18 protein-coding genes are annotated in these 21,890 nt (G+C 66.1%); 8 read left to right on the forward strand and 10 right to left on the reverse strand.

Annotation, left to right across the window (positions count from 1 at the left end):
• Positions 1–8 precede the first annotated feature (8 nt).
• The 6 genes from ureE to CBY09_RS04300 form a co-directional block, all read right to left on the reverse strand.
• A complete protein-coding gene (gene ureE / locus CBY09_RS04275; protein WP_094287984.1) occupies positions 9–677 on the reverse strand; it encodes an urease accessory protein UreE in 669 nt (222 codons plus the stop codon).
• Positions 678–751: 74 nt separating this feature from the next.
• Positions 752–1,240, reverse strand: coding sequence for a GNAT family N-acetyltransferase (locus tag CBY09_RS04280; RefSeq protein ID WP_094286751.1), 489 nt, complete (start codon positions 1,238–1,240; stop codon positions 752–754).
• 7 nt (positions 1,241–1,247) lie between these two features.
• Positions 1,248–2,966, reverse strand: coding sequence for an urease subunit alpha (ureC, locus tag CBY09_RS04285; protein ID WP_094286753.1), 1,719 nt, complete (start codon positions 2,964–2,966; stop codon positions 1,248–1,250).
• A gap of 93 nt (positions 2,967–3,059) precedes the next feature.
• Positions 3,060–3,365: an urease subunit beta gene (locus CBY09_RS04290; protein ID WP_094286755.1), complete on the reverse strand. Its 306-nt coding sequence runs from the start codon at positions 3,363–3,365 to the stop codon at positions 3,060–3,062.
• Between the two features lie 22 nt (positions 3,366–3,387).
• Complete coding sequence (locus tag CBY09_RS04295) at positions 3,388–4,002, reverse strand: HupE/UreJ family protein (protein ID WP_094286757.1); 615 nt, start codon at positions 4,000–4,002, stop codon at positions 3,388–3,390.
• A 30-nt stretch (positions 4,003–4,032) separates the two neighbouring features.
• Complete coding sequence (locus tag CBY09_RS04300; RefSeq protein WP_044397060.1) at positions 4,033–4,335, reverse strand: urease subunit gamma; 303 nt, start codon at positions 4,333–4,335, stop codon at positions 4,033–4,035.
• A 298-nt stretch (positions 4,336–4,633) separates the two neighbouring features.
• Here CBY09_RS04300 and CBY09_RS04305 point away from each other — a divergent pair, with 298 nt between their 5' ends.
• Positions 4,634–8,254, forward strand: coding sequence for a hybrid sensor histidine kinase/response regulator (locus CBY09_RS04305; protein WP_094286759.1), 3,621 nt, complete (start codon positions 4,634–4,636; stop codon positions 8,252–8,254).
• A 17-nt stretch (positions 8,255–8,271) separates the two neighbouring features.
• Entirely contained in the window at positions 8,272–9,339 is a 1,068-nt protein-coding gene (locus CBY09_RS04310; protein ID WP_094287986.1) for a response regulator, read from the forward strand.
• A gap of 8 nt (positions 9,340–9,347) precedes the next feature.
• Here CBY09_RS04310 and CBY09_RS04315 read toward each other — a convergent pair whose 3' ends face one another.
• Positions 9,348–10,025: a phytanoyl-CoA dioxygenase family protein gene (locus CBY09_RS04315; RefSeq protein WP_094286761.1), complete on the reverse strand. Its 678-nt coding sequence runs from the start codon at positions 10,023–10,025 to the stop codon at positions 9,348–9,350.
• Between the two features lie 121 nt (positions 10,026–10,146).
• Positions 10,147–10,833 (reverse strand): DUF3334 family protein, encoded by a 687-nt coding sequence (locus CBY09_RS04320; protein WP_063463065.1) that lies wholly within the window; start codon positions 10,831–10,833, stop codon positions 10,147–10,149.
• Positions 10,834–11,019: 186 nt separating this feature from the next.
• Between CBY09_RS04320 and CBY09_RS04325 the strand changes: the two genes are divergently transcribed.
• Positions 11,020–12,204, forward strand: coding sequence for an S-methyl thiohydantoin desulfurase domain-containing protein (locus CBY09_RS04325; protein WP_094286763.1), 1,185 nt, complete (start codon positions 11,020–11,022; stop codon positions 12,202–12,204).
• Between the two features lie 80 nt (positions 12,205–12,284).
• Positions 12,285–13,325: a sensor domain-containing diguanylate cyclase gene (locus CBY09_RS04330; protein ID WP_094286765.1), complete on the forward strand. Its 1,041-nt coding sequence runs from the start codon at positions 12,285–12,287 to the stop codon at positions 13,323–13,325.
• 9 nt (positions 13,326–13,334) lie between these two features.
• Here CBY09_RS04330 and CBY09_RS04335 read toward each other — a convergent pair whose 3' ends face one another.
• Positions 13,335–13,799 (reverse strand): (2Fe-2S)-binding protein, encoded by a 465-nt coding sequence (locus CBY09_RS04335; protein WP_094286767.1) that lies wholly within the window; start codon positions 13,797–13,799, stop codon positions 13,335–13,337.
• Between the two features lie 19 nt (positions 13,800–13,818).
• On the reverse strand, positions 13,819–16,089 hold the full coding sequence (locus CBY09_RS04340; protein WP_094286769.1) for a xanthine dehydrogenase family protein molybdopterin-binding subunit: 2,271 nt from the start codon (positions 16,087–16,089) through the stop codon (positions 13,819–13,821).
• 347 nt (positions 16,090–16,436) lie between these two features.
• Between CBY09_RS04340 and urtA the strand changes: the two genes are divergently transcribed.
• From urtA to urtD, 4 genes are all read left to right on the forward strand, one after another.
• The gene (gene urtA / locus CBY09_RS04345) at positions 16,437–17,699 is read left to right on the forward strand and encodes an urea ABC transporter substrate-binding protein (protein ID WP_094286771.1); all 1,263 of its coding nucleotides are present in this window, start codon (positions 16,437–16,439) and stop codon (positions 17,697–17,699) included.
• Between the two features lie 101 nt (positions 17,700–17,800).
• Entirely contained in the window at positions 17,801–19,384 is a 1,584-nt protein-coding gene (urtB, locus tag CBY09_RS04350; protein ID WP_094286773.1) for an urea ABC transporter permease subunit UrtB, read from the forward strand.
• Positions 19,385–19,404: 20 nt separating this feature from the next.
• The gene (gene urtC, locus CBY09_RS04355; RefSeq protein WP_094286775.1) at positions 19,405–20,544 is read left to right on the forward strand and encodes an urea ABC transporter permease subunit UrtC; all 1,140 of its coding nucleotides are present in this window, start codon (positions 19,405–19,407) and stop codon (positions 20,542–20,544) included.
• Complete coding sequence (gene urtD, locus CBY09_RS04360; protein WP_094286777.1) at positions 20,541–21,416, forward strand: urea ABC transporter ATP-binding protein UrtD; 876 nt, start codon at positions 20,541–20,543, stop codon at positions 21,414–21,416. The genes urtC and urtD overlap by 4 nt, the downstream gene beginning before the upstream one ends.
• Positions 21,417–21,890 lie beyond the last annotated feature (474 nt).

The following is a 21,890-nucleotide window of genomic DNA, read 5'->3' on the forward strand; positions in this document are numbered from 1 at the left end:
CGCGGGGCTCAGTGGTCGTGGTTGCAGTGGGGGCCGTGCACATGGCCCTGGGCGACCACGGGGATGGCCACGGTGCGGCCACGGGCGGGTGCTGAAGCCGCAGCAACCGCTGGAGTTTGTGCGTGCGAATGGCTGTGATCGTGGCCGTGCTCGTGGCTGTGATCGTGCCCATGGTCATGTCCGTGGTCATGCCCCCCATGGTGGTGGTGCCCGCCGCCGTGTCCCGCCGCATAGGCACCGCCTTCGGGTTCAAAGGGCAAGTTCTGCTCGGTCACGATCAGGTGCATGGCGCGCAGCATGTCGGCCAGCACGTGGTCGGGCTCGATCTTGAGGTGGTCGGTCTGCAGCTCGATGGGCACATGGCGGTTGCCCAGGTGGTAGGCAGCGCGCGTCAGGTCGAACGGTGTGCCGTGGCTTTGGCAATGGGTGATGACCAGCACCGGTTGTGGCGCGGCAATCACGCGGACCATGGAGCCGTCTTCGGCCACCAGCACATCGCCGCCGCGCACCAGCGTGCCGCGCGGCAGGAAGATGCCCAGTTCGCGGCCAGCGGAGTCGGTGGCGGCAAAGCGGCTTTTCTGGCGCACGTCCCAGTCCAGTTCAACCGTGGTGGCGCGCTTGAGCAGCACGGGGGCCAGGCCTTGGCCCTGGGGGAGGAGTTTGGAGGCTTGGAGCATGGAGGTCTGTTCGGTCAGCAAAACGCGCATTGTGGCCCGGGTGGGGCAGCGCGGGGTTACTCACAAGGGGCTGCTCACACGGGGCGGGTCATGAAGAAGCTGTACGGGTCGGGGCCGTAGTCGGCAAAGGGTCCGCATTCGACAAAGTCATGCTGAAAGTACAGCTGGCGCGCGGGTTCAAAAAAGGGCTGGGGCCCCGTTTCCAGGCTCACCCGGCTGAAGCCGCGTGTGCGGGCCTCGTGCAGCAGGTGGGCCAGCACCTGGCGTGCGATGCCCTGGCCCCGGTGGCGGGCGCTGGTGCGCATGGACTTGAGTTCGGCATGCTCTGCATCCAGCCGCTTGAGGGCGCCCGTGCCCACCAGCGTGCCGCCATCGGCCCCGGGCAGCCAGGCGGACCAGAAGGCGATATCGGGCTGGCGCAGCTGGTCCATGTCCAGCGCGTGCACGCTTTCGGGTGGCGACACCGCATACATGTCCTGCAGGTGCTCCTGCATGAATGCTTCGATGCGCGGGTCGCTCAGGTCGTCCAGGCGGATCTGCAGCGGGGCGGGGAGGGCGGCCATGCGTTGCTCAGAACAGGAAATAGCGCTGCGCCATGGGCAGCACGGTGGCGGGCTCGCAGGTGAGCAGCTGGCCGTCGGCGCGCACGGTGTAGGTTTGTGCGTCCACCTCCATCCTGGGTGTGTAGCTGTTGTGCACCATGTGCTGCTTGCGCACGCCACGGATGTTGCGCACCGCGCTGAGCTGCTTGCGCAGGCCAAAGCGTTCGCCAACGCCTGCGTTCAGCCCAGCCTGCGACACGAAGGTGAGCGAGGTCTTGGCAATGGCCCCGCCAAACGCGCCGAACATGGGCCGGTAGTGCACGGGCTGGGGTGTGGGGATGGACGCATTCGGGTCACCCATCGCGGCCATGGCGATCAGGCCGCCCTTGAGGATGAGCGCGGGCTTCACGCCGAAGAACGCGGGCTTCCAGATCACGATGTCGGCCCACTTGCCGACTTCGAGCGAGCCCACCTCATGGGCGATGCCGTGGGCAATGGCGGGGTTGATGGTGTACTTGGCCACATAGCGCTTGATGCGCGTGTTGTCATTGCGCGCGGTGTCGCCCTGCAGACTGCCTCGCTGCACTTTCATCTTGTGTGCGGTCTGCCAGGTGCGCAGGATGACTTCTCCCACACGGCCCATGGCCTGGCTGTCGCTCGACATCATGCTGATGGCGCCCAGGTCGTGCAGGATGTCTTCCGCAGCAATCGTCTCCTTGCGGATGCGGCTTTCGGCAAAGGCCAGGTCTTCGGCGATGCTGGCATCGAGGTGGTGGCACACCATGAGCATGTCCACATGCTCGTCCAGCGTGTTCTGCGTGTAGGGCATGGTGGGGTTGGTGGACGACGGCAAAAAGTTGTCTTCCCCCACCACGCGCAGGATGTCCGGAGCGTGCCCGCCGCCCGCGCCCTCGGTGTGGAAGGCGCAGATGCCGCGCCCGCCCACGGCGGCGATGGTGTTCTCCACAAAACCTGATTCGTTGAGCGTGTCGCTGTGGATGGCGACCTGCGTGTCGGTGGCCTCGGCCACGTCCAGGCAGTTGCTGATGGCTGAGGGCGTGGTGCCCCAGTCTTCGTGCAGCTTGAGGCCGATGGCGCCCGCGTCGATCTGCTCGTGCAGCGCCTCGGGCAGGCTGGCGTTGCCTTTGCCCAAAAAGCCCAGGTTCATGGGGAAGGCATCGGCCGCCTGCAGCATGCGTTCCATGTTGAAGGGGCCCGACGTGCAGGTGGTGGCCAGCGTGCCCGTGGCAGGGCCGGTGCCGCCGCCCAGCATGGTGGTCACGCCGCTGGCCAGGGCCTCTTCGATCTGCTGCGGGCAGATGAAGTGGATGTGGCTGTCGATGCCGCCTGCGGTGACGATGTTGCCCTCGCAGCTGATGACCTCGGTGCCGGGGCCGATGACGATGTCCACGCCCGGCTGCACGTCGGGGTTGCCCGCCTTGCCGATGGCGGCGATGCGGCCTGCGCGCAGACCGATGTCGGCCTTGACGATGCCGGTGTGGTCGATGATGAGCGCGTTGGTCAGCACGGTGTCTACGGCGCCGCTGGCATTGCTGCGCTGGCTTTGCGCCATGCCGTCGCGGATGGTCTTGCCGCCGCCAAACTTCACTTCTTCGCCATAGCTGCCCGCGCGCAGGGTGTAATCGGCCTCCACCTCCAGGATGAGGTCGGTGTCGGCCAGGCGCAGGCGGTCGCCCACCGTGGGGCCGAACATTTCGGCATAGGCGCGTCGTCCAATGGTTGCCATGGTGAGGGTGCTCCGCGAGAACTGGTTACTCTGTTTTTGATAGCTGCTAGCGCTTGTGGGATGCGCGAGAGAGGCTGTTTTGGCTTGAAGTTTTTACAGCGCGCCCTGCGTCAGGCCCTGAAAACCGAACACCTTGCGGTCGCCCGCGTAGTCCACCAGCTCCACGGTGCGCTCCTGGCCGGGCTCGAAGCGCACGGCCGTGCCGGATGCAATGTTCAGCCGCATGCCGCGCGCGGCGGCGCGGTCAAAGCCCAGGGCGTTGTTGGTCTCTGCAAAGTGGTAGTGCGAGCCGACCTGGATGGGGCGGTCGCCCGTGTTGCGCACGACGATGGTGAGCGTGCGGCGGCCGGTGTTGAGCGCGTGCTCGCCGGGTTCGGTGATGAGTTCGCCGGGGATCATGAAGGCTCCTTGGAAGGAAGGCTCAGGCCATTTGCGCCAGCAGCACGCCACCAAACGCCGCAACACCTGCGCCAGCAGCGCGGGCCAGCCACACATGGCGGTGGCGCAGCGCCCAGCCTGCCGCCAGGCCCGCGCTGTGCAGCAGCACGGTGGCGGCCAGCATGCCTGCCAGGGTCAACCAGGCACTGTCGTCACCCGCCAGTTCGTAGCCGTGGGCCACGCCGTGGAACACTGCAAACACACCAACCACCAGCGCCGCCACGAGGCCGGGCACACGCAGGCGCGACACGACCAGCAGGCCCGTGACCAGCAGCGACGCGGCAATCATGGGCTCCACCGCAGGCAGCGCCACACCCTGCAGGCCCAGCACGGCGCCCACCAGCAGCATGGCTGCAAAGCCCACGGGCCCCCACAGCAGATCGCGCCCGGCGCTGCGCGCGGCCAGGGCGCTCCACAGGCCCACGGCCACCATGGCGGCCAGGTGGTCCAGGCCGAACAGGGGGTGGGCAAAGCCGCTCAGAAAACTGTTGTGGATGTGGGATTCAGCACCCGTATGGGCGCTGGCGCCTGTGCTGATTGCGCTGGCAGCTATGAAAAGAAGAGCGGCTGTGTGGCGGTGTGAGAGGGCGATGCGCATGGGGGCTCCACGGAGAAGAGAGAAAAGGGGTCAGACGATGGGCTGGTGCACGGTGACGAGCTTGGTGCCGTCGGGGAAGGTGGCCTCGACCTGGATGTCCGGAATCATCTCGGCGATGCCCTCCATCACATCGGCGCGGGTCAGCACGGTGCGGCCTTCGCTCATGAGCTGCGCCACGGTCTTGCCGTCGCGGGCGCCTTCCATCACGGCGGCGCTGATCAGGGCCACGGCCTCGGGGTAGTTGAGCTTCAGCCCCCGGGCCTTGCGGCGCTCGGCCAGCAGGGCGGCGGTGAAGATCAGCAGCTTGTCTTTTTCGCGAGGAGTTAATTCCATTTCGTTTCACTCAAAGCTGGGGTCAATAGCTCGCGCGACCGCCGAGGCGGTCGAACACGAGGGGTCAGTTCCATGTCGTTCTGCTCAATGTAAGGAGAGGTGGGCTCGTGTAGCGGGTTGTTCCGGCCGGACACACGGGGCAATCGTCATCGATGGCCATGCGGTCTTCAGGGTAGTGGATTCATCATAGGCAGCAAGCCCCGTGCCCGCCATACGCCAGAGGGCGAAGACGAGCGGGGCGCCGAAGGCGCCGGTGGCATGGAAACTGCACTTGCACGGGCCTCCATCCCCTTTGCCCATGCCCCCCACCACTGCCTCCCTTGCACCGCCCGATGTGACCTCGGCGCCCGCGTTGGGGGCCGATGCCGACGCGCAGGCGCCGCAGCAGGTGGTCAAGGTCCGGCGCGACTACAACAGCTGGGTGGCCACCGAGACCATGGAGGACTATGCGCTGCGCTACACCCCGCAGCGCTTTCGCAAATGGTCCGAATGGCGCGTGGCCAACACCGCGTTCGGCGCGGCATCGTTCCTGATCCTCGAAGCCGTGGGCGCCACGCTGCTGGTGCAGTACGGCTTCATCAACGCCTTCTGGGCCATCGTTGCCACGGGGCTCATCATCTTTTTGGCGGGGTTGCCCATCAGCGTCTATGCCGCGCGCTACGGGGTGGACATGGATCTGCTCACGCGCGGCGCGGGCTTTGGCTACATCGGCTCTACGCTCACCTCGCTGATCTACGCGAGCTTCACCTTCATCTTCTTCGCGCTCGAAGCCGCCGTGATGGCCTACGCGCTGGAACTGGCGCTCGACATCCCGCCCACCTGGGGCTACCTGATCTGCGCCATTGTGGTGATTCCGCTGGTCACCCACGGCGTGTCGGCCATCAGCCGCCTGCAGGTGTGGACGCAACCGCTGTGGCTGGTGATGCTGGTGGTGCCATTTGTGTATGTGCTGATGCGCGATCCTGGTGCATTCTCGGGCGTTGTGCACTATGGTGGTGAATCGACGCGCGGTGCCACGTTCCAACTGCCCTTGTTTGGTGCGGCGCTCACCGTGGGTATTGCACTCATTACCCAGATGGGGGAGCAGGCCGACTACCTGCGTTTCATGCCCGCCCGCACCGCCACCACGCGTGGGCGCTGGTGGCTGGGCGTGCTGGTGGGCGGGCCGGGCTGGGTGGTGCTGGGCGTGCTCAAGATGCTGGGCGGCGCACTGCTGGCCTGGCTGGCCCTCAAGCACATGGTGCCCACCGAGCGTGCGGTGGACCCGAACCAGATGTACCTGGTGGCGTACGAATATGTGTTCCCGCACTACGGCTGGGCGGTGGCGGCCACGGCGCTGTTTGTGGTGGTGTCGCAGATGAAGATCAATGTGACCAATGCCTACGCGGGGTCGCTGGCCTGGTCCAACTTCTTCTCGCGCCTCACGCACAGCCACCCGGGGCGGGTGGTGTGGGTGGTGTTCAACACGCTGATCGCCTTCATGCTGATGGAGATGAACGTGTTCCGCGCCATGGGCGAGGTGCTGGGGCTGTACTCCAACATCGCCATCGCCTGGATCATGTCGGTGGTGGCCGATCTGGTCATCAACAAGCCACTGGGCCTGTCGCCCAAGGGCATCGAGTTCAAGCGTGCGCACCTGTACGACATCAACCCGGTGGGCGTGGGCGCGATGGCGCTGGCGTCCGTCGTGTCCATCAGCGCCCACCTGGGGCTGTTCGGCCCGCTGCCGCAGGCGTTCTCGGCCGTGATCGCGATGGCCGTGGCCTTTGTGACTGCGCCGCTGATCGCCTGGGCCACTCGGGGCAAGTACTACATCGCACGCCAGAGCCATCCGGTGCCCGAGCCCGTGGCTGTGCCCATGCAGGGCCCTGTGCCCGGCGCCCGGGCGGCCGACCTGGGCAGCTACCAGCGCCTCACGGTGCAGCGCTGCGTGATCTGCGAGCGCGAGTACGAGGCCCCCGACATGGCGCAGTGCCCGGCTTACCGGGGTGCCATCTGCTCGCTGTGCTGCACGCTCGACGCGCGCTGCGGTGACCTGTGCAAGCCGCATGCGAGCATGGCCGTGCAATGGTCGGCCGCGCTGCGCTGGGTGCTGCCGCGTGCCATCTGGCGCTACCTGGACACGGGCCTGGGCCACTTCCTGCTGCTGATGCTGGTGATTGCGCCGCTGCTCGCGGCCGTGATGGGGCTGCTCTACCACCAGGAGCTGAACACCATTGCCCAGGCCATGACGGACACTGAAGTGGCGGCCGCGCCCGAGGTGGCCTTGCGCTCGGGCCTGCTCAAGGCGTATCTGGCGCTGCTGGTCATCTCGGGCATCGTGGCCTGGTGGCTGGTGCTGGCGCACAAGAGCCGCCAGGTGGCACAAGAGGAATCCAACCGCCAGACGGGCCTCTTGGTGCGCGAGATCGAGTTGCACCGCCAGACCGACGAGGCGCTGCAGACCGCGCGCAGTGTGGCCGAGCAGGCCCGCCAGCAGGCCGAGGCCGCGCGGGCCCTGGCCGACCAGGCCAACCAGGCCAAGAGCCGCTACATCAGCGCCATCAGCCACGAGATCCGCACGCCGCTCAACTCGATCCTGGGCTACGCCCAGCTGATGGGCGAGGACGCGGGCGTGCCGCCGCACCGCAAGCAGGCGGTGCATGTGATACGGCGCGGCGGCGAACATTTGTTGTCGCTGATCGAAGGCACGCTGGACATCGCGCGCATCGAATCGGGCAAGCTCACGCTCGATGTCGCGCCCATGCGCTTTGCCGACGGCTTGCATGAGATGGCCGCTTTGTTCGAGCTGCAGGCCGCTGCCAAGGGCTTGGCGTTCACGTTCGATGTACAAGGGGTGATTCCGGAAGTTGTGCGCGCCGACGACAAGCGCCTGCGCCAGATCCTCATCAACCTGCTGGGCAACGCCGTCAAGTTCACCGCGCAGGGCACTGTCACGCTGCGGGTGCGCTATGCGCGCGAGATGGCGCGCATCGAGGTGCAGGACACGGGGCCGGGCCTCACGCCCGGCGAGATCGAGCGCATCTTCGAGCCCTTTGCGCGCGGCGGTTCGGCCGGTGCGCCTTCGGCCCCCGGCGCGGGGTTGGGGCTCACCATCGCCAAGATGCTCACCGCGCTCATGGGTGGCGAGCTGACGGTGAGCAGCACCCCGGGCCAGGGCTCGGTGTTCCAGGTCAAGCTGTTTCTGCCCGAGGTGCATGCCGAGGCCCTGGGCAAGGCCGCCGCGCCCGTGGCCGTGCAGGCCCGGCGGGCGCGCAAGGGCTACGCGGGTGAGCGCCGCCGCATCCTGGTGGTGGACAACGAAGAGCCCGACCGCGAGCTGCTGGTGCAGTTGCTCGAACCCCTGGGCTTCGAGTTGCGCCAGGCCGCCAGCGGCCACGATGCGCTGGACCTGCTGGCCGCCGGTTACCGGCCGCATGCCATCTTCATGGACCTGGCCATGCCCGGCATCGACGGCTGGGAGACGCTGCGGCGGGTGCGGCAGATGCAACTGCCGAATGTCCAGTGCGCCATCGTCTCCGCCAATGCGTTCGACAAGGCGCTGGACAACGACGTGGACATCCGCCCCGACGATTTCATCGTCAAGCCCGTGCGCCACACCGAGCTGCTGGACTGGCTGGAGCGCCGCCTGGGGCTGCAATGGTGGTACGAGGGCGATGCGCTGGCGCAGCCTACAGCCCCGCAGCCCCCGCACCCGGCATTCCCCACGGCCGAGCCATTGAGCTACCCCAACGCCGCCGCCCTGGCCGCGCTGGCCCAGGCCGTGGCGCTGGGCTACTACCGGGGCATCCTCAACACCCTGGACGAGATCGAACGCAGCCAGCCCACCCACCAGGCGTTTGTGCACACCATGCGCCAGATGGCGCGCGAGTTCCAGTTCGACGCCATGGGCCAGATCCTGGAGCAGGCCCCCTCGTGACGATGAGCACCACCCCCATGACCGCGACCTTGCCCCCTTCCACCCCGGCAACCCCCGCGCTGGCCGCGCTGGACCGCAGCGACAGTGACGTGGTGCTGATCGTGGACGACGTGCCCGACAACCTGGCCGTGCTGCACGACGCGCTCGACGAATCGGGCTACACCGTGCTGGTCGCCACGCATGGCGAGGCCGCCCTGCAGCGCGCCGCGCAGGCCCTGCCCGACATTGTTTTGCTCGACGCCATGATGCCCGGCATGGACGGCTTTGAAGTCGCCCGGCGCCTCAAGGCATCGCCCGCCACCGCGCACATTCCCATCATCTTCATGACCGGCCTGACCGAAACAGAACATCTGGTGGCCGCGCTGGAGGCGGGGGGCGTGGACTACGTGACCAAGCCCATCAAGCCGCGCGAAGTGATGGCCCGTATGGGCGTGCACCTGGGCGCAGCGCGCAAGGCCCGGCAGGACGCCCGCCAGGCGCGCGAGGCGCGCAACGCGCTCGATGCCTTTGGCTACGCCAGCATCACCGTGCGCGCGGTGGACGGCCGCATCGTGTGGCAGACCCCGCTGGCGCGCGAGCTGCTGCAAAGCTACTTTGGCGAGGTGGGCCCCGATGGCACGCCCACCGCCTTTGGCCAATGGGCGCCCGAGCCGGTGCAGGCCTGGCTGCGCCGCCACGTGCTGGCCGACAACGCCGCCGAGTTGCTGGCCGCATCGCTGGCTGAACCGCCGCGCCTGGCCGTGGAGCAGGGCGCGCGCCGCCTCACTTTCCGCCTGCACCAGCAAGCGGGCGACAGCGCTGGCGGTGGCGACTGGCTCATCGTGATGCGCGAGGTGTCGGACGCCAAGATCATCGAATCCATGAGCCTGTCCTTCAAGCTCACTGCGCGCGAGGCCGAGGTGCTCTACTGGGTGGTCAAGGGCAAGATCAACCGCGACATCGGCGACATCCTGGGTGCCAGCCCCGCCACGGTGAAGAAACACCTGGAGCGCGTGTTCGCCAAGCTGGGGGTGGAGACGCGCACGGCGGCGGCGGCGATGGCCATGAACCGCATACGCCAGCTGCACCCGCAGTTTGAGGGGTGATTGCGTGGCTAGGCCATCTGGTGCCAGCCAAGGCCGTGTGGCAGTTCCCTTGGGCCGAATACGAAATGCAGAACCCGCCTGCGGCTGCTGCCTGTGGCCTTGGAGGATGCATGCAGCAGCAGTGGGCGCATGACCAATGCAGTCCCGGCGGCCGTGCTGCAAGCGACCTCGCCAGCCTGGTCCCGCCATGAGCGGGCGCTGTCAGGGGACAGCACCCCGGCGTTGTGGGAGCCGGGCACCACGCGCAGGGCTCCGTCATCGGCCTGACACGCGTCCAGGTGCAGACGCACCGCTACCAGTTGCTCCAGAACCTGGACCGGGGGTTGCACAAAGAATTCCCCCTCCTTTTCGGACCAACCCTGCAGGCCGGGGTGTGCGACTTGCGTTGCCACGGGAATGCTCAGGTCCTGGTGCAGTGGCACCAGCCAGTTGCGCGCGGTGGTCTTTTCAAAGAAGGTGCATTGCACGGCCACGGACTGCACGTCGAGAACAACGGACAGTGCGGGCAAGCTCCGCAGGCGCCGGGCCAATGCCATGCACCAGGGCTGCGCCAGCAGGCTGCGGGTGCCGCCGCTGCGGCTGCGGCCTGGGGTTTCGACCTGGTCTGCCAGGTCGGCACACTCGGAGGCTGTGAGCACGCCTGGCAGGAGCACGAAACCCTGGGTGGCGAATGCAGTGCGAAGCATTCCTGTGCAGGCCGTGTCAACAGATGGGGCAAAAGCCAAGTCAAAAGTGCCTGTAGCGCATATCTATTGGGCGCAAGGCGCTATTGTTTTTGACTTTGAATTGCTGCAGACCTTCCAGCCTTCACATCCCCAGCGACTTGAGCAGCGCGTCGGTGTCGTCCTGCCCGGCAGGTGGTGGCGCGGGCACCGGGGGGCCTTCCTGCGACTGGGCCATCAGGGCGTCGGGGTCCGGGGCTTCCTGGGCCTCGAAGTCGTAGAGCTTGATGAACTCGGTGCGGTCAATCGCCAGTTCCAGGTAGAAGATGTTGTTGTTGGCGGTGTAGAAGGTCACGCGCCGGGCCTCGGGCTTGTCGAGGTTGGCGTCCACGCTCAGCTGCACCTGCTTGTTCAGCACCAGCATCTTGGGCTGGTTCTGGGTGATGTGGGTCTGGAGTTCGCGCCGCACCTTGCCGGTGAAGTCGCCCACCACCTGGTTCATCAGCTCGCCCATCACATTGCTGACCTCGTCGGAGGTGTACGAGCTGACCAGGTCGTCCTTGGACATGCCCATGTTCAGCAGGTAGTTGGCGTACAGCTCCATCGCAGCCTGGCCGCTGAAGTTGATGATCACCAGGCCCGAGAAGCCGCCGTCGAACAGCACAAAACAGCCGATTTCGGGCCGCAGGCAGGTCTTGCTGATGCGCTGCACCATGCCGGAGTAGTGGATCTGGCTGTGGGTGGCCACGCCCAGCACGCGGGTGACGGAGTTGCACAGACTGATCAAGAGGTCTTCGGTGCTGTAGACGGAGGGTTTTTCGGGGGTGCTCATGGTGGGGTGTGGCCGTCGGCCAGAAAACGACTTGTTGCACAGCATAGGCGATGACGCCCCCGGAAACCAGAGTGTTGGCCCTGCCGTGGCGCGCGTCGCCACCCGGTGCGGGGGGAGCACAACGCCAATTGACTTTCGACCCGGCTTGGGTATCGTGCTTTCCATCCAACAGAGGGGGTGTGCTTGATGGGCAATGTCTATTTCTATGGCCTGACCGATTTCCAGGCGATTGCCACCGGGGCGGCTGTGCTGGCCAGCGGTGGTGGTGGCAGCTACCACGACGCCTGCGCCATCGTGCAGCAGCTGGCAGACCAGGGCTACACCGGCACGGTGCAGGTGCAGGACTACGACGGTGCCACCAACGCCTGCGTGCTGGCCATCATGGGCTCGCCCGACGCGGCCGACAACCTCACCCTCACGGCGGTGCAGAACTCCATCAGCAACACCGTGGCCGTGATGCAGGCTTACACCGGCATGCAGCCCGGCGCCTTCATCCCGGTGGAGATCGGGCCCATCAATTCGCTGGTGCCGCTGATCGGGGCGGCCATGTCGGGTGGCAGCGTCTGGGTGGTCAATGGCGACGGCGCGGGCCGTGCCGTGCCCGAACTGCCCCAGACCACCTTCACCGCCCCCACCGGGCCAGCGCCCAGCCCCGCCGTGCTGGCCAGCGATGCGTCCACGCTCGTGGCGGCGGAATATGCGGTGCTGGGCTCTGCCACGGCGTCCGGCATCGAGTCACTGGCAGGCGGCGTGGTGGGCGGTTTTGGCGGGTATTCGGGCATTGCGATGTGGCCCTCCAACGCGGGCAACCAGTTTGCGTTGTCGGGCAGCTACATCCCGGGCACGCTGGAGCAGGCACGCCAGCTGGGCCTGCAGCTCTTGCAGGCGGTCACGCCGCTGAGCACCCAGGCCGTGGCTGCGGGCATTGAGGAGATCACCGGCCGCACCGCGCGTGCCGTGGTCAGCAACTTCTATATCACCTCGGTCACCCAGTCCACCTCCAGTGCGTCGCTGGATTCGGGCATCATCCGGCTGGACAATGCGCAGGACCCGGCCCAGAGCACCGAAACGCACTACCTCTACAACCTCAACGAGAACCTGATCATGTATTCGGCGGCGAGCACCACCCCCGACATCATTGCGCCCGACTCGATCTGCTACTACTCCGAAAGCACGGGACGCGGGTTTTCGAACGCCAGCGACGACCTGGCCCAGTATTTCGATGCCGCCACGGGCCGCAGCACCGGCAACATGGTGAGCGTGATTGCGGTGCAGACCGCACCCCAGCTCTACAACACCCCCGGGGTGGTGGCGTCGTTTGCAGCGCTGTTGCGCAATATTGGCTACGCAGGTGGCATGCCCCCGGCCTGAAGATTGGTTGAAGACGGAAACCCGAAGCCTGGCGCAAGACATCTGAACGAAACGGAACGCTGTGAACAATGGCCACGGGTATGGGTGAAGTAGACCTGAACAAGGAGCGGCTGGAACTGGCCCTGGAGGCGGCCGGACTGGATCTGTGGGAGAACGATCTCATTACCGGCAACGTCACGCGCAAGGCCACCAAGACTTTCGAGGAGCTGGGCTTTACCGAAGATGAAATCGTCTCGGGCGTTCAGGACATCTACGGCCTGTTCCACCCCGACGACATCGACACCGTGCGCAAGGCGGTGGCAGACCACCTGACGGGTGTCACGCCGCAGTACCGCTGCGAGTTCCGGCTGCGCTCCAAAAGTGGCGAGTGGGTCTGGTTTGCCAACTACGGCCGCATCATGGACGGCCACAGCGCCACGCCGGGAAAACGCTTGATCGGAGTCACGTTCAACATCCACGACCGCAAGTGCCGCGAGACCGAGATCGCCCAGATCAACCAGCAGCTCACCGAGCAGAACCGCCTGCTGCAGCAGCTCAACACCGCGCTGGAGCGGCTGGCCGCCAACGACTCGCTCACCGGCCTGTCCAATCGCCGCACGCTGATGGAGCTGGGCGCCAAGGAGTACAAGCGCACCGAGCGTTTTGGCCACCCGCTGTCGCTGCTGGTGGTGGATATCGACCTGTTCAAGGCCGTCAATGACGCCTATGGCCACCTTGCGGGCGACCGCGTGATCTGTGCCGTGGCCCAGGCATGCGCAGCGCGCAAGCGCAGTGGTGTGGACATCGTGGCGCGGTTCGGTGGCGAGGAGTTTGTCATTGTGCTGCCAGAGACCGATGGCCCGAGCGCACTGCGCGTGGCTGAAACGCTGCGCCAGGATGTCGAGGCGCTGCGGGTGGCGGTGGGCGACGCGGGGAAGGACGTGGCGGTCACCGTCAGCATCGGGGTGGCGACCCTGCACAAGGGCTCGGGGCTCGACTTTGAAGAACTGGTGAACCGTGCCGACAAGGCCCTTTACCAGGCCAAGGGCACGGGGCGCAACGCCGTGTACGTCGCTGATGCGCAGCCCGATGACGGCGGCATGGCTGCACCGACGCAGCTGGATCTGGGCGGCGGGATCTAGAGAGGATGTCTAGCCCTGGCGCGGTGCCTGGGCCGCCTGGTGGATGGCCGCCCGGATGCGCGGGTAGGTGCCACAGCGGCAGGCGTTGCCCGACATGGCGGCGTCAATCTCCGCATCGCTGGGTCGGGCGGTCTTCTTGAGCAGTGCGCAGGCCGACATGAGCTGCCCGCTCTGGCAGTAGCCGCACTGCGCCACGTCCACCGCCGTCCATGCCGCGCGCAGGGCCGTGGCTTCGGGGCCCTGCAGGCCTTCGATGGTGGTCACGTCCGCATCGCCCACGGCCGACAGCGGCGTGATGCAGGCGCGCACGGGCTCGCCATTCAGGTGCACGGTGCAGGCGCCGCACAGCGCCATGCCGCAGCCAAACTTGGTGCCGTTCATGTGCAGCTCGCCGCGCAGCACCCACAGCAGCGGGGTGTCGGGTTCGGCAGCGACGGAGACGGCTTTGCCGTTGATGCGCAGGGTGGTGGACATGGTGGTTCCTCGAATCGGTTCAGGCAAGTTTGAGCGGCAGGGCGCGCAGGCGCTGGCCGGTCAGGGCAAAGAGTGCGTTGGCCACCGCCGGGGCAATCGGCGGCACGCCGGGCTCGCCCACGCCTTCGGGAGGCTCGGCGCTGGCAATGATGTGCGTCTCCACGTGCGGGCAGTCGGCCATGCGCAGCAGCGGCAGGTCGTGAAAATTGCTCTGCTGCACCTGCCCGTCTTTCAGCGTGACCTCGCCATAGAGCGCCGCCGTGAGGCCGAACACCACGGCGCTCTCCATCTGCTGCGCGATCAGGTTGGGGTTGATGGCCGCGCCACAGTCAATCACGCACACCACGCGGTGCACGCGGATGGCCTTGTCGGCGCTCACCGACACCTCGGCCACCTGCGCCACGATGGAGCCAAAAGACTGGTGCAGCGCCACACCGCGCGCCCGTTGGACGCCCGATGCATCGGGCGGCAAGGGCTGCCCCCAGCCCGCCAGCTCGGCCGCCTTTTGCAGCACCTGGAGGTGGCGCGGGTGCTTTTGCAGCAGTGCAGCGCGGAAGGCCACCGGGTCTTTCTTGGCCGCGTGGGCCGCCTCGTCCACAAAACTCTCTTTGAAGAACGCCTGGTGTGAATGCCCCACCGAGCGCCAGAAGCCCACGGGCAACGGCAGGTCGATGATCTCGTGCGCAATGCGCGCGTGGGGCCATTCGTAGGGCTGGTCAAACGCGCCTTCCGATGCGGTTTTGTCGGGCCCCGCGCCGGGCAGCCCGAAGGTGCGCGCCAGCACCTGCGGCACGATGGCCTGGCCCACCGACAGGTTGTGCCACGCCACCAGCAGCCCCTGCGCATCAAAGCCCGCCTTGAAGCGCGCCATGCAGGCGGGGCGGTAGAAGTCGTGCTGCGTGTCCTGCTCGCGGCTCCATAGCGTCTGCACGGGGGCGCCGCCAGCGGCCTGGGCAATGGCGGCGGCCTGGGCCACATAGTCCACCTCCAGCCGCCGCCCGAAGCCACCACCCAGTAGCAGCTGGTGCACGGTCACTTTTTCTTCGTCCATGCCCAGTGCCTTGGCCGCCGCCATGCGCGCCAGGCCCGGCACCTGGGTGGATGTCCACACCTGGGCGGCGCCGTCCTTGACCTGCACCGTGCAGTTGATGGGCTCCAGCGCCGCATGCGCCAGGTAAGGCGCGCGGTAGTCGGCGGTGAGGCTGGTGGCGGCGCCCTGCATGGCCTGATCCACATCGCCCGCGCTGTGGTAGCCAAAGCCCTTGGCTTCGTCCAGCGCCTGGGCCAGCCGCGCCATCACGGCCTCGCTCGACAGTGTGGCGGCGGGGCCGTGGTCCCATTCCACGGTGACGGCAGCGGCGGCTTTCTTGGCGTGCCAGGGCGTGTCGGCAATCACGGCCACACCGCCTGTGCCGCCATGGTAGGGCGCCACGGCCAGCACCTGCTTCACGCCGGGCAGCTTTTGCGCGGCGGCGGCATCCAACCGGGCCACCTTGCCGCCCCGCGTGGGGCACATCACCACGCTGGCGTGCAGCAGGCCGGGCGGGTTCGCATCAATGCCGAACACTGCACTGCCGTCGAGCTTGCTGGGCGCCTCGATGCGCGTGAGGGGCTTGCCGATCAGCTTGAACTGCGCGGCTTCTTTCAGCACCACCTTGCCCGGCATGGGCTGCTGCGCGGCCAGCGCAGCGAGTTCGCCAAAGTTGGCGCGCTGGCCTGCGGCATGCTCCACCCAGCCTGCGTTGACAGTGCACTCTGCGGCCTGCACCTTCCACTGCGCGGCGGCAGCGCGGACCAGCATGGCACGCGCATGGGCACCGGCCTCGCGCATGGGCAGCCACAGGTCCTTGATGCTGCTGGAGCCGCCCGTCATCATCACGCCCACTTCGCGCATGGTCTTGGCTGTGAGCCAGCCCGCCACGGCCTTGATCGACCCGTCGTTGTCGGGGTGGAAGGGCAGGCCGTCCACCACGGTGGCCAAGTTGTTGTAGATGTCGTCGATGGGCGCCATCGCCAGCCGCACCTGCTTCCAGTCGGCGTCCAGCTCTTCGGCCAGGATGGCGGCCAGGCCGGTGTGCGTGCCCTGGCCCATTTCGGACTTGGCCATCATCACCGTCACGGTGTTGTCGGTGCCCACCTTGAGCCAGCCGTTGAGCGCGGCCTGGCCCGGGGTGGCGGGCAGAGGGTCTGCGGGGTGCAGGCGCTGGCGTGGGGGCATCACGCCCCAGCCAATCACCAGCGCGCCCGCTGTTGCGGCGCCGCCAAGCAGCACTGTGCGTCGTTTCACCATGGGTCGGTTCCTTTGTGGCTGGGTGTGGGGCCGTGGCCACCATCGTAGGCGGGGCGGGCATTTCCCCCACGGCGCTGTGGTTGCCGAAGATTCTGACTATTTTTGGCCGTTACCGCGCATTGGGTATGCCCTAATAGCTATTAAATGCATAGCGTTTCGCCTACCCGACACAGGCGTTGCCTGCAAGCTGCGCTTTTCCGTGGCGGTGCCAGCGCGTACGCCACCCGGCGTATTTCCCAAGCAAGCCCTGCTCTCCAGAATCCATTCCATCGCACTACACAGCCCACGGAAATCCACCGAGGGTCAGGGCGAGGCGGTTTGAACCCTTACCTACCGGAGAAGCACACATGCAACGTCGTTATTCCCTCAAGGCCCTTGCGGCTGTCGCTACGCTCGCTGGCCTGTCTGCATTGCCAGCCCATGCCCAGGAGACCATCAAGGTCGGCATCCTGCACAGCCTGTCGGGCACCATGGCCATCTCCGAGACCGTGCTGAAAGACACCGTGCTCATGGCGATCGACGAGATCAATGCCAAGGGCGGCGTGCTGGGCAAGAAGCTCGAACCCGTGGTGGTGGACCCGGCCTCCAACTGGCCCCTGTTCGCCGAAAAAACCAAGCAGCTGCTGGGGCAGGACAAGGTCTCGGTCATCTTCGGCTGCTGGACATCGGTGTCGCGCAAGTCGGTGCTGCCCGTGGTGGAAGAAATGAACGGCCTGCTGTTCTACCCCGTGCAGTACGAAGGCGAAGAGCTGTCCAAGAACGTGTTCTACACCGGCGCCGCGCCCAACCAGCAGGCCATCCCCGCAGTGGACTACCTGATGAGCAAGGACGGCGGCAGCGCGAAACGCTGGGTGCTGCTGGGCACCGACTACGTGTACCCCCGCACCACCAACAAGATCCTGCGCGCCTACTTGAAGAGCAAGGGCGTGAAGGACAGCGACATCGACGAGAAGTACACCCCCTTCGGCCACTCTGACTACCAGACCATCGTGGCCGACATCAAGAAGTTCAGCCAGGGCGGCAAGACGGCCGTGGTGTCCACCATCAATGGCGACTCCAACGTGCCCTTCTACAAGGAGCTGGGCAACGCCGGCCTGAAGGCCAAGGACGTGCCGGTCGTCGCGTTCAGCGTGGGTGAGGAAGAACTGCGCGGCGTGGACACCAAACCGCTCGTGGGCCACCTCGCTGCCTGGAACTACTTCCAGTCCATCAAGAGCCCGGACAACACCGCCTTCATCAAGAAGTGGAGTGACTACGCCAAGGCCAAGAATATCGCTGGCCACAAGGACAAGCCACTCACCAACGATCCGATGGAAGCCACCTACATCGGCGTGAACATGTGGAAGCAGGCTGTGGAGAAAGCCAAGAGCACCGACGTGGACAAGGTGATTGCCGCCATGGCCGGCCAGACCTTCAAGGCACCGTCGGGCATCGTCTCCAAGATGGACGAGAAGAACCACCACCTGCACAAGAGTGTGTTCATCGGCGAGATCAAGGCCGACGGCCAGTTCAACGTGGTGTGGAAGACCCCCGGCCCCGTGAAGGCCAAGCCATGGTCTCCCTACATCGAAGGCAACGACAAGAAGAAGGACGAGCCCGAAAAGAAGTAAGCACCTGCAGTGTGCCCAAGAGGGGAGGGCGCCTGTGTGCGCCCTCCCTTTTTCTTTGACACCCGCCTGCCACCGAGAGCAGGCCGAACGGAATTCTTCTTATGTTGCGATGTTTTCTGGCCATGCGCTGGTGCCTGGTCAGCCTGCTGTGCCTGGCGGGCAGCGCCCACGCCCTCACCGCCGAGCAGGCCCTGGCCATGGCCGCGGGCGAGACCGACGACCGTGTGGCGGCCGTGCAGCAGGCAGTGGTCGAGCCCAGTGATCGGGTCGCCGCCTTTTTGCAGGCCCTGGCCGACGACGCAGTGCGTGTGGCGGGCGGCAAGGCGCTGATCGTGAAGGGCGACAAGGGCATCGACCCCGTGACGGGTGCCGAGGTGCCCGTGCCCGCCGATGCCGAAGACATCATCAACAACAACCGCATGCGCGGCGAGATCGACACGGCCCTGGCGGGCCTGGCGCTGTTTGGCAAGGATGAAGCGCTGCGCATGGCCGCCGCCAAGGCCCTGACCAAAGAGCCTGATGCAGGCCGTCTGCCTTTGCTGGACAAGGCGCTGGCGCAGGAGACCAACGACAAGATCAAGACCCAGCTGGAGCTGGCCCGCGCCGCCACGCTGCTGGGCAGCGACGATGCCGCACAGCGCATCGCTGCCGCGCAGGCGCTGTCGCTCAGCGCGACACCCGACACGCGGTTGCTGCTCAACGAACGCGTTACCGTCGAAGAAGATGCCAAGGTCAAGGCAGCACTGCAAGCCGCGCTCAAAGCCATTGACGGCCAGCTCGCCTGGGGCGAGCGCCTGGGCGCTGCGTTTTCGGGCATCAGCCTGGGCTCCATCCTGCTGCTCGTCGCACTGGGCCTGGCCATCACCTACGGCCTGATGGGTGTGATCAACATGGCCCATGGCGAGCTGATGATGATCGGCGCCTATGCCACTTATGTGGTGCAAGGCATCTTCCAGAAGTATTTTCCGGGTGCGTTCGACTGGTACCTGGTCGCCGCGCTGCCGCTGGCCTTTGGCGCATCCGCCGCCGTGGGCGCGGTGCTGGAGCGCGGCGTGCTGCGCTTTCTGTACGGCCGCCCGCTGGAGACACTGCTCGCCACCTGGGGCATCAGCCTGGTGCTGATGCAGCTGGTGCGCACCATCTTCGGCGCGCAGAACGTGGGCGTGGAAAACCCCGCGTGGATGAGCGGCGGCGTGCAGGTGCTCTCCAACCTCACGCTGCCCTACAACCGCCTGGTCATCATCGGCTTTGCCATCGCCGTGTTGCTGGGCATGGGCTACCTGATTGCCCGCACGCGCCTGGGCCTGTTTGTGCGTGGCGTCACGCAAAACCGCCCCATCGCCTCGTGCATGGGCGTGAACACCGCGCGCATCGACACCATGGCCTTTGCACTGGGCTCGGGCATTGCGGGTCTGGCGGGCTGCGCGCTGAGCCAGGTGGGCAACGTGGGGCCTGATCTGGGCCAGAGCTACATCGTCGATGCTTTCATGGTGGTGGTGCTCGGTGGCGTGGGCCAGCTCGCGGGCACCGTGTATGCCGCGCTGGGCCTGGGCATCCTGAACAAGTTCCTCGAAGGCTGGGCGGGTGCGGTGCTGGCCAAGATTGCGGTGCTGGTGTTCATCATCATCTTCATCCAGAAGCGGCCCCAGGGCATCTTCGCGGTCAAAGGGCGTACGGCCGACTGAAGCACCAGAGACGACTGATCATGACTACGCCAACCTCTCCCAACATCCAACTGCCCGCACCGGCGCCGCTGCTCACGCGCGGTGGCTGGTCGGCCTTCATCGTGGCGCTCATCGTGGTGTGTGCCGTGGCCCCCGTGCTCAACCTGTGGGTGCCCGCAGGCAGCATGTTCCACCTCAGCGACTACGCCGTGGCGCTGCTCGGCAAGATCATGTGCTACGCCATCTGCGCGCTGGCCATGGACCTGATCTGGGGCTACACCGGCATCCTGAGCCTGGGCCACGGCCTGTTCTTTGCGCTGGGCGGCTACGTGATGGGCATGTACCTCATGCGCCAGATCGGCCGCGACGGCAACTACAAGAGCGACCTGCCGGACTTCATGGTGTTCCTCGACTGGAAGGAGCTGCCCTGGCACTGGGCGCTGTCTGACAGCTTCATCGCCACGCTGATCCTCATCGTGGCCGTGCCGGGCGTGATCGCGTTTGTGTTCGGCTACTTCGCCTTCCGCTCGCGCATCAAGGGCGTGTACTTCTCCATCATCACCCAGGCCATGACCTATGCGGCCATGCTGCTGTTCTTCCGCAACGAAACCGGCTTTGGCGGCAACAACGGCTTTACCGACTTCAAGCGCATCCTGGGCACGCCCATTGCCACGCAGAACATGCGCATGACGCTGTTTGTGCTGACGGGCGTCACGCTGCTGGGCTTCTTCCTGCTGGCACGTTGGCTGGTGCGCAGCAAGTTCGGCCGCGTGCTGCAGGCCGTGCGCGATGCCGAGAGCCGCGTGATGTTCTCGGGCTATTCGCCCCTGCCTTACAAGCTCACCATCTGGACCATCAGCGCCATGATGTGCGGCGTGGCGGGGGCGTTGTATGTGCCACAGGTTGGCATCATCAACCCCGGCGAGATGAGTGCCGCCAACTCCATCGAGATCGCCGTGTGGGCTGCGGTGGGCGGCCGCGCGACGCTCATCGGGCCCATCGTGGGAGCCTTCATCGTCAACGGCGCCAAGAGCTGGCTCACGGTGACGGCGCCCGAGTTCTGGCTGTACTTTCTGGGTGCGCTGTTCATTGCGGTCACGCTGTTCCTGCCCAACGGCGTTGTGGGCCTGGTCAAGAAGTTGAAAGATAGCAACAACAACAAAAAGGGAGCTGCGCAATGACGCCCGACCTGATGGAAGAAGGCGCGCGGCGTTTGCAGAAGACGCTGGCGCCTGCTGCTCTGGGCCAGACTGAATCCGGCGGCCGTGCTGCAGGTTTTTCGCGCATCGCCGTGCCCGGCGAGGTGGACGTGACCCACGGCCGCATCCTGTACCTGGAAGACGTGCATGTCAGCTTTGACGGCTTCAAGGCCATCAATGGCCTGAGCCTGGACATTGCGCCCGGCGAGCTGCGCTGCATCATCGGCCCCAACGGTGCGGGCAAGACGACGATGATGGACATCATCACGGGCAAGACGCGGCCCGACAAAGGCACGGTGTTCTTCGGCTCGACGATTGACCTTCTGCGCCACAACGAGCCCGAGATTGCCAGCCTGGGCATTGGCCGCAAGTTTCAAAAGCCCACGGTGTTCGAGCAGCTCACGGTTTTTGAAAACCTGGAGCTGGCGTTGAAGACCCACAAGGGGGTGAAGTCGAGCATGTTCTTCCGCCTCGATTCTGCGCAGTCGGACCGCTTGGCGGAGGTGCTGCACACGATTCATCTGGCCGATGGGGTGACGCGGCAGGCGGGCAATCTGAGCCATGGGCAGAAGCAGTGGCTGGAGATTGGCATGCTGCTGATGCAGGACCCGAAGCTGTTGCTGCTGGACGAGCCGGTGGCGGGGATGACGGATGACGAGACTGCCCGGACGGCGGAGTTGTTCCTGACCTTGAAGGGCAAGCATTCGCTCATGGTGGTGGAGCATGACATGGGGTTCATCCGCACCATTTCCGAGAAGGTGACGGTGCTGTGTGATGGCTCGGTGTTGGCCGAGGGCACGCTGGACCAGGTGCAGGCGGATGAGCGGGTGATTGAGGTTTATTTGGGGCGGTGATGGTGTCTTTTCGCCCTGGCTCTTTGGAACTCGTGAGCGTCCGCTATCCGTTCGGGGTGAGCTTGTCGAAGGCTGGGCGCTGCCTCGGAGCCGTTCGGACTGAGCCTGTCGAAGCTGGGGCGTGCTGGTTTGGAGGGCGTGCTGGGGTTGAGGGCGGGAGCCGGGTTGTCGCCCCGGCAGGCGACTCACTTTCTTTTGCTTCGCCAAAAGAAAGTGAGCAAAGAAAAGGCGCCCCCCAGTCTGCGACCCCTTCGCGTTGCGAAGGGGCAAACCTGCGGCGGGGCGGTTGCGGGGTGCGCCGTGGAACTCGCTTTGCTGCTGCGCAGCGCCGCTCGGACAACCACGGCGAGTCAGAGCACGAAGCATGGGCGCTTCGACGCCCATGCCACCCCACAACCGCCCCGCCGCAGGCGCAGCCAGCAGGGGGTGGACAGCCGAACAGCCGAACAGCCACACGGGCCTTTGCTTCGCTCG

Source organism: Acidovorax kalamii (assembly GCF_002245625.1).
Lineage (GTDB): Bacteria > Pseudomonadota > Gammaproteobacteria > Burkholderiales > Burkholderiaceae_C > Acidovorax > Acidovorax kalamii.

Bases quoted from the DNA above. Each gene is read 5' to 3' on its own strand.
- ureE (WP_094287984.1), bottom strand. From the start codon at position 677: ATGCTCCAAGCCTCCAAACTCCTCCCCCAGGGCCAAGGCCTGGCCCCC.
- CBY09_RS04280 (WP_094286751.1), bottom strand. From the start codon at position 1,240: ATGGCCGCCCTCCCCGCCCCGCTGCAGATCCGCCTGGACGACCTGAGC.
- ureC (WP_094286753.1), bottom strand. From the start codon at position 2,966: ATGGCAACCATTGGACGACGCGCCTATGCCGAAATGTTCGGCCCCACG.
- CBY09_RS04290 (WP_094286755.1), bottom strand. From the start codon at position 3,365: ATGATCCCCGGCGAACTCATCACCGAACCCGGCGAGCACGCGCTCAAC.
- CBY09_RS04295 (WP_094286757.1), bottom strand. From the start codon at position 4,002: ATGCGCATCGCCCTCTCACACCGCCACACAGCCGCTCTTCTTTTCATA.
- CBY09_RS04300 (WP_044397060.1), bottom strand. From the start codon at position 4,335: ATGGAATTAACTCCTCGCGAAAAAGACAAGCTGCTGATCTTCACCGCC.
- CBY09_RS04305 (WP_094286759.1), top strand. From the start codon at position 4,634: ATGCCCCCCACCACTGCCTCCCTTGCACCGCCCGATGTGACCTCGGCG.
- CBY09_RS04310 (WP_094287986.1), top strand. From the start codon at position 8,272: ATGACCGCGACCTTGCCCCCTTCCACCCCGGCAACCCCCGCGCTGGCC.
- CBY09_RS04315 (WP_094286761.1), bottom strand. From the start codon at position 10,025: ATGCTTCGCACTGCATTCGCCACCCAGGGTTTCGTGCTCCTGCCAGGC.
- CBY09_RS04320 (WP_063463065.1), bottom strand. From the start codon at position 10,833: ATGAGCACCCCCGAAAAACCCTCCGTCTACAGCACCGAAGACCTCTTG.
- CBY09_RS04325 (WP_094286763.1), top strand. From the start codon at position 11,020: ATGGGCAATGTCTATTTCTATGGCCTGACCGATTTCCAGGCGATTGCC.
- CBY09_RS04330 (WP_094286765.1), top strand. From the start codon at position 12,285: ATGGGTGAAGTAGACCTGAACAAGGAGCGGCTGGAACTGGCCCTGGAG.
- CBY09_RS04335 (WP_094286767.1), bottom strand. From the start codon at position 13,799: ATGTCCACCACCCTGCGCATCAACGGCAAAGCCGTCTCCGTCGCTGCC.
- CBY09_RS04340 (WP_094286769.1), bottom strand. From the start codon at position 16,089: ATGGTGAAACGACGCACAGTGCTGCTTGGCGGCGCCGCAACAGCGGGC.
- urtA (WP_094286771.1), top strand. From the start codon at position 16,437: ATGCAACGTCGTTATTCCCTCAAGGCCCTTGCGGCTGTCGCTACGCTC.
- urtB (WP_094286773.1), top strand. From the start codon at position 17,801: ATGTTGCGATGTTTTCTGGCCATGCGCTGGTGCCTGGTCAGCCTGCTG.
- urtC (WP_094286775.1), top strand. From the start codon at position 19,405: ATGACTACGCCAACCTCTCCCAACATCCAACTGCCCGCACCGGCGCCG.
- urtD (WP_094286777.1), top strand. From the start codon at position 20,541: ATGACGCCCGACCTGATGGAAGAAGGCGCGCGGCGTTTGCAGAAGACG.